This is a genomic window from Rhodococcus sp. NPDC057014, from assembly GCF_042673295.1.
In the GTDB taxonomy this organism is placed as follows: domain Bacteria; phylum Actinomycetota; class Actinomycetes; order Mycobacteriales; family Mycobacteriaceae; genus Rhodococcus_F.
Genome location: NZ_JBHUSF010000448.1, coordinates 1 through 5,627 on the forward strand (window position 1 = coordinate 1; position 5,627 = coordinate 5,627).

Consider the following 5,627-nt stretch of genomic DNA (forward strand, 5'->3'; position numbering starts at 1 on the left):
TACGACAAGTACGCCACCACCTATCTCGGTGGCGTACTCCTCGCCGCCTTCGTCATCCATCACCGCGTCCGCAAATAGCAGACACGCTCTAGTCCGAGCTGGTACGAGACGAACGCGGCTTGCCGGTGCCGTTGGACCCGGCCAAGCCCGAAGATCGCAAGAAGCAGCACAGCCGCCAGCAGTCGTTCGCCACACCTGAAGCGGCGGAGGCTCGCCGCGACGAGCTGAATGCCGAGCGCAGGCAACCGGGTGGCATCGTGGTCCCGCGCGACCAGCTATTCGCTCACGCGGCGGAGGCATGGCTGGCCAGCCGCACCGACTTGAAGCCTCGTACTCGCGGTGAGTACGAGAACCTGCTGAAGCCGAAGGCTCGCGCCCGCAAAGACTGCAAGGGCAACAGCACTGTTGAGCTTACTTCGTCGTTCGGATGGTGCTGGCGCAGGCCGTGGTGGACGGCCACCTACACGACAACCCCGCCGACTGCGTGAAGCTCCCGAGCGAGCACGGCACCCACGGGGGAGCGCCGGGCGCCGTCGACGACCCGGACATGTTCCTCACGGCCGAGCAAGTGGCCGCGCTGCGAGCGGCGACGCCTTGGCCGTACTCCAGGATCTCTCTGAGTTGTCCCGCATGATGGGTATCAGCGGCACGCTGTACCTGCCCTTCGGGGCGGCATCCGTCTTTGCTGAGGTGCAGGTACCGAGGAGGTACTGGCTACAGTTGCGGCTACAGCGGCCGAGCGCGAAAACCGCTCTACCTGCGGTGACGGTGGAGCCGATGACGGGAATCGAACCCGCGTATTCAGCTTGGGAAGCTGATGTTCTGCCATTGAACTACATCGGCGCGCACGATATTGGGCGCCCGTAGGCAGGCCCAACACCCTGCGGCGGAAACATTATCAGATGGTGATCCGGACTACGCGCGCACACGCGCGGAGTGTCATACGAGGGGTTTGCCGGTCCGCATTCTGCGTCGGAGGTCGCGCATGAGCAGGATGTAGGGGAGTTCGCGGATGGTGACGGGGATGCGTCGGCTGACGGCGCCGATGGTGCTCATGGTCCGGTCGAAGCGTCGCTGATCCTTTGCGGTCCAGGTGAGGTGCATCTGGTCGCGGAAGAGTGGTGGCAGGAAGCCGGTGGTGAAGAACAGGTTGAGCCGGCCGAACAGTCGGGATACGACGGTGGGCATGAATTCGACCTTGGCGAGGGAGACGAGGTATTCGCGGATGGTGTCGTCGATCGACACGTTGGCGAGCGCTTTCTCCCAGTAGTCGTCGAAGGCGGCCCGGGTGTCGGGCCACATCTCTTTCGGCACCTGGAGGGTGGTGCCGAAGGTGGCGCCCTGCTGGTAGAAGTATTCGCTTTCGGTGGCGGTGAGTTCGCCGTGCATGGAGCGGTGGACGTCCTCGAATCCGCGGTAGATGCAGGCGGCGACCCACAGCTGTAGTTCGGGGTCGAACGCGTTGTACTGCACGGGGCTGTCGGGTCCCGACCGCACCTTGGCGTGGGCGCGGTTGACGCCCTTGCGGAACTGGGCTTTTTCTTCCTCGGTGCCGCGTGCGGCGACGACGAGGTAGGTGAGGGTGGTCCGGGTTCGTTTGATGGGATGCCGGAAGATCTGTCCGCTTTCGACGCGGCTTTCCACGACGCCGTATCCGACGGCGGGGTGGGAGAGCTGCATGATCACGTTTGCTGCGCCGGCGAGCAGGCCGGCGCCGTCCATGACGAGTTCGAGTCGGTCCGGCACCTCGAGAGATGTCGACATGTGCACTCCTGTCGCAAGCGGTGAATTCCTATCTGAATACGACCGTACTCACATATATGTGGCGAGTCCAGGGGTAAGTGCGAAGATGTTTGCATGGCAATCGCGTCGGACAGGGTGTACGGCGGCCAAGAGGGTGACCAGCGTCGATCGGAACGACGCGGCCAACTCATCGAGGCCGGACTCGACCTGCTCGGCAGCGCGGACGGCGACCACGCCCTGACCGTGCGTGGAGTCTGCAAACAGGCCGGACTCGCCACCCGCTACTTCTACGAGAGCTTCCCCGACCGCGACGCGCTCACCGTCGCCGTCTACGACCACGTCGTGGACCGCATCGCGACCAGCACCTTGGACGCCGTGACGAACGCCGGGCCGGGGGAGCGGGAGATCGTCCGGGCCGGGGTCCGCAACATCGTGCGGGAGGTCGCCGAGGATCCGCGGCACGGCCGGCTGATGTTCTCGGTGGCGCAGTCGAGCGCGGTGCTGGCCCAGCGTCGCCCCGACAGCTCGCGACTGTTCGCCGGCCTGGTCACGAAGCAGACGGTCGGGTATTACGAGGTGGCCGAGAGCCCGCGCCTCGACCTCGCCGCGCACTTCATGGTCGGCGGCCTCGCCCAGACCCTGACGGCATGGCTGAACGGGACCGTGACCCTCCCCGAGGAGGAGCTGGTGGATACCTGCACCGAACTGCTGCTCTCGATGGCCATCCACACCCGTTAACCTCTACCTGTGCTCCTCTCCGATCGCGATCTCCGTACCGCAATTTCCACTGGACGTCTGGGCATCGACCCGTTCGACGATTCGATGGTCCAGCCCTCGAGCGTGGATGTGCGCCTCGACAGTCTGTTCCGGGTGTTCAACAACACCCGCTACACGCACATCGACCCAGCTCAGCGGCAGGACGAGCTGACGACGCTGGTCGAGCCGGCGGAGGGGGAGCCGTTCGTTCTGCACCCCGGCGAGTTCGTTCTCGGTTCCACGCTGGAAGTGTGCTCGCTGCCCGACGACCTGGCCGGACGCCTCGAGGGCAAGTCCTCGCTCGGCCGCCTCGGACTGCTCACGCACTCGACGGCCGGATTCATCGACCCGGGTTTCAACGGGCACATCACGCTGGAACTCTCCAACGTCGCCAACCTGCCCATCACGTTGTGGCCGGGGATGAAGATCGGCCAGCTGTGCCTGCTACGGCTGTCGAGCGCGGCGGAGCACCCGTACGGCAGCTCGGCCGTCGGCTCCAAGTACCAGGGCCAGCGCGGCCCGACGCCGTCGAAGGCCTACCTGAACTTCGCGCAGCGCTGAGCGTCGGCGGCCCGCCGAAAAACTGCAAACCGAGTGGTCCGCTACTCGTGTGTATTGCGGCGAGGAAGAGAAGACTGGGATTCGAAGCCGCCCTCTCCTGGGCGTTCGATCCCGGAGGCCGCCATGAAAGACGTCGTCGTGTTGTTGCCCGGCATCGGCGGGTCGGTCCTCGCCCGTGACGGCAAGGACGTGTGGGCACCGACACCGGGCGTTGCGCTGGCGAGTGTGCTGTCGCTGGGCAGGAACATCAAAACACTGAAACTCGACGGCGACGACCCGGACGTCGACGACCTCGGCGACGGCGTCGTGGCCACCCGCCTGGTGCCGGACTTCCACTTCGTTCCCGGGCTGGACTGGAAGATCGACGGCTACACGAAGTTCCGCGACGACCTGGTCCGCCGATTCGGGGCCGTTCCCGGCGACAACTATTTCGAACTGCCCTACGACTGGCGGCGCGACAACCGGGTGGCGGCCCGCACGCTGGCCCGGCGATCGCACGACTGGCTGGCGCGGTGGCGCGAGAAGTCGGGCAACGCGGACGCGAAGCTCGTGCTGGTGTGCCACTCCATGGGCGGAATCGTCGCCCGACTGTTCCTCGAACTGATGGACGGGTGGCGCGACACCCGCACCCTCGTCACGTTCGGCACCCCGTACTCGGGTGCGGTCAACGCGCTCGATTTCCTCGTCAACGGTTTCCGTAAGGGCTGGGGTCCGTTCACCGTCGACCTCGGCGCACTGATCGGGTCGTTCACGTCCGCCTACCAGTTGCTGCCGTCGTATCGGTGCATGGCGGGCGACGACGGGTCGTGGCGCGCGCTCGACGACGGGAAGCTCGACTGGTCGGGCACGGGGCTCGACGCCGGCCGGATGGGGGCGGCGGTGCGCCTGCACCGGGATCTGCGCGACGCCGTCGACGCGCGAGTGAAGTCGGGACCCGAGGGCTACGACATCCGTCCGGTGATCGGCGACTTCCAGCCCACCAAGTGGGCCGCCCGGCTCGCCGGGTCGAAGGTCGAGACGATGACCGTCCGCGGGCCCGGCGAGAGCGGCGGGGACGGTACGGTGCCGAAGCTGTCGGCCACCCCGCACGAACTCATGACGGGATGGAAGAACGCGGCGTTCTTCAGTCAGCGGCACGGATCACTGCAGAACGACGACCCGGTGCTCGACCACGTGGGCGGGATTCTGACCACCGCAGTTCTCGCGCCCCCGAACGTGTTTCCGGCGGTGAACGAATCGGTCGCGCTCGAGGTCGACGACGTCACGACGGCCGAGCCGCTGGTGATCCGCGCGCGAACCGGTGCCGGGGGCGCTCGACTGGTCGCGTCGGTCGAGCCCGTCGCAGGCGGTCCGGGCAGGCAGCACCCGTTGTCGCCGGCCGTCGACGGCTGGCAGCAGGCAGTCCTCGGCGGGCTACCCGCCCAGGACTACCGGATCACCGTGCGCGCTCCCGGGGTGCACCCGGTCACCGACGTCGCGAGTGTCGTCGACCTCGACGAGATCGCCCGGTCCGGCGACGCCTAGGAGTGCGGAAACATGAGACCCGCAACCAGTTTCGAGGAACTGGAGATCAGCGTCCTCCGGGCGGGCGACCACGTGTGGCTGTCGGCGCAGTCCTGGATGGGCTCGGTGTTCGCGGTGCGGCGCGAGATCCCGGAATGGAAACTGCCGAACGACGTCACGGGAAAGACGATCGACGCGCCGTCCGGATGGCTGACCGACACCGTCCGGCACGCGCGCCCCGACGCCGCGGCCCACGCGCTCGACGTCGGGAAGGTGCTGACGGGCCTGGTGTTCGGGATCCCCGACATCGAAACGCTGCTGCAGCAGAGCCGGGGAATCGCCGGGAGGGCGGGAACTCAGCTCCTCGTGCGGATCCTCGCCGCGCCGCAGGAAGTGTGCGCGTGGCCGTGGGAGTTGCTGCTGGATCCGCAACGCCCCGACCAGTTCCTCGCCATGGCACGCGACGTCCACGTGGTGCGGTCCGGCCGGTCGCGCACCTACCCGATCCGGCACACGCCGATCGAGCCGCCGCTCAATCTCCTGCTGGTGATGTCGAGTCCGCTGCGGGAGGGCCCCGAGGATTCCGAGGCCCCGTTCGACCTGTATGCCGAGAAACGCAGTCTGCTGTCGGAACTGCGGCCCCTGGTCGATCGTGGTCTGCTTCGGGTGGTGGTCGAGGACCGGCCGTCCGTCGAACGTCTCCGCAGTCGAATGGGCATGCAGAGACGAGGGTTTCACCTCTTCCACTACCTCGGTCACGCCAATCCGGACGGTCTGAAGGTGGAGCGGCGCAACGGCCGCGGGATGCTGCTGCCGAGCCAGGAGTTCGCGTTGCTGTTGCAGCAGCTGCCGGACCTCCGGCTGGCCGTGTTCGCGGGTTGCGAGACGGCCCGCGCGCCGGACGGCGCCACCGACGACGACCCGTGGCCGGGACCGCTGTCCTCGGCCGACATCTGCGTGCGTGATGCGTGTCCGATGGTGATCGGCATGCAGGCGGTGCTGCCGTTCCGGACGGAGCGACTGCTGACGTGCGGATCCTCGCCGCGCCGCAGGAAGTGTGCGCG

Annotated in this window: 6 protein-coding genes and 1 tRNA gene; 5 read left to right on the forward strand and 2 right to left on the reverse strand. The window is 67.2% G+C overall.

The genetic code is table 11. The annotated features are described in order from the left end of the window. Positions 1-119 precede the first annotated feature (119 nt). Complete coding sequence (locus ACFTZB_RS42360) at positions 120-488, forward strand: hypothetical protein (protein WP_378441450.1); 369 nt, start codon at positions 120-122, stop codon at positions 486-488. 281 nt (positions 489-769) lie between these two features. On the opposite strand, the gene ACFTZB_RS42365 is transcribed toward ACFTZB_RS42360, so the two are convergent. Continuing rightward, a tRNA-Gly gene (locus ACFTZB_RS42365) sits at positions 770-843 on the reverse strand. A gap of 96 nt (positions 844-939) precedes the next feature. Continuing rightward, positions 940-1,764, reverse strand: a complete 825-nt coding sequence (locus tag ACFTZB_RS42370) for an oxygenase MpaB family protein (protein ID WP_378441452.1) — start codon at positions 1,762-1,764, stop codon at positions 940-942. 93 nt (positions 1,765-1,857) lie between these two features. Between ACFTZB_RS42370 and ACFTZB_RS42375 the strand changes: the two genes are divergently transcribed. The 4 genes from ACFTZB_RS42375 to ACFTZB_RS42390 all read left to right on the forward strand — a co-directional run. Next, positions 1,858-2,481 carry a TetR/AcrR family transcriptional regulator gene (locus ACFTZB_RS42375; protein ID WP_378441454.1) on the forward strand — a complete coding sequence of 208 codons (624 nt, stop codon included), beginning with the start codon at positions 1,858-1,860 and terminating at the stop codon, positions 2,479-2,481. 9 nt (positions 2,482-2,490) lie between these two features. After that, positions 2,491-3,060, forward strand: a complete 570-nt coding sequence (gene dcd, locus ACFTZB_RS42380; RefSeq protein WP_072937534.1) for a dCTP deaminase — start codon at positions 2,491-2,493, stop codon at positions 3,058-3,060. Positions 3,061-3,183: 123 nt separating this feature from the next. Continuing rightward, positions 3,184-4,584 (forward strand): hypothetical protein, encoded by a 1,401-nt coding sequence (locus ACFTZB_RS42385; RefSeq protein ID WP_378441456.1) that lies wholly within the window; start codon positions 3,184-3,186, stop codon positions 4,582-4,584. A gap of 12 nt (positions 4,585-4,596) precedes the next feature. After that, the coding region (locus ACFTZB_RS42390) for a CHAT domain-containing protein (RefSeq protein ID WP_378441458.1) at positions 4,597-5,627 on the forward strand (1,031 nt) is incomplete at its 3' end.

Bases quoted from the DNA above. Each gene is read 5' to 3' on its own strand.
- ACFTZB_RS42370 (WP_378441452.1), bottom strand. From the start codon at position 1,764: ATGTCGACATCTCTCGAGGTGCCGGACCGACTCGAACTCGTCATGGAC.
- ACFTZB_RS42375 (WP_378441454.1), top strand. From the start codon at position 1,858: ATGGCAATCGCGTCGGACAGGGTGTACGGCGGCCAAGAGGGTGACCAG.
- ACFTZB_RS42385 (WP_378441456.1), top strand. From the start codon at position 3,184: ATGAAAGACGTCGTCGTGTTGTTGCCCGGCATCGGCGGGTCGGTCCTC.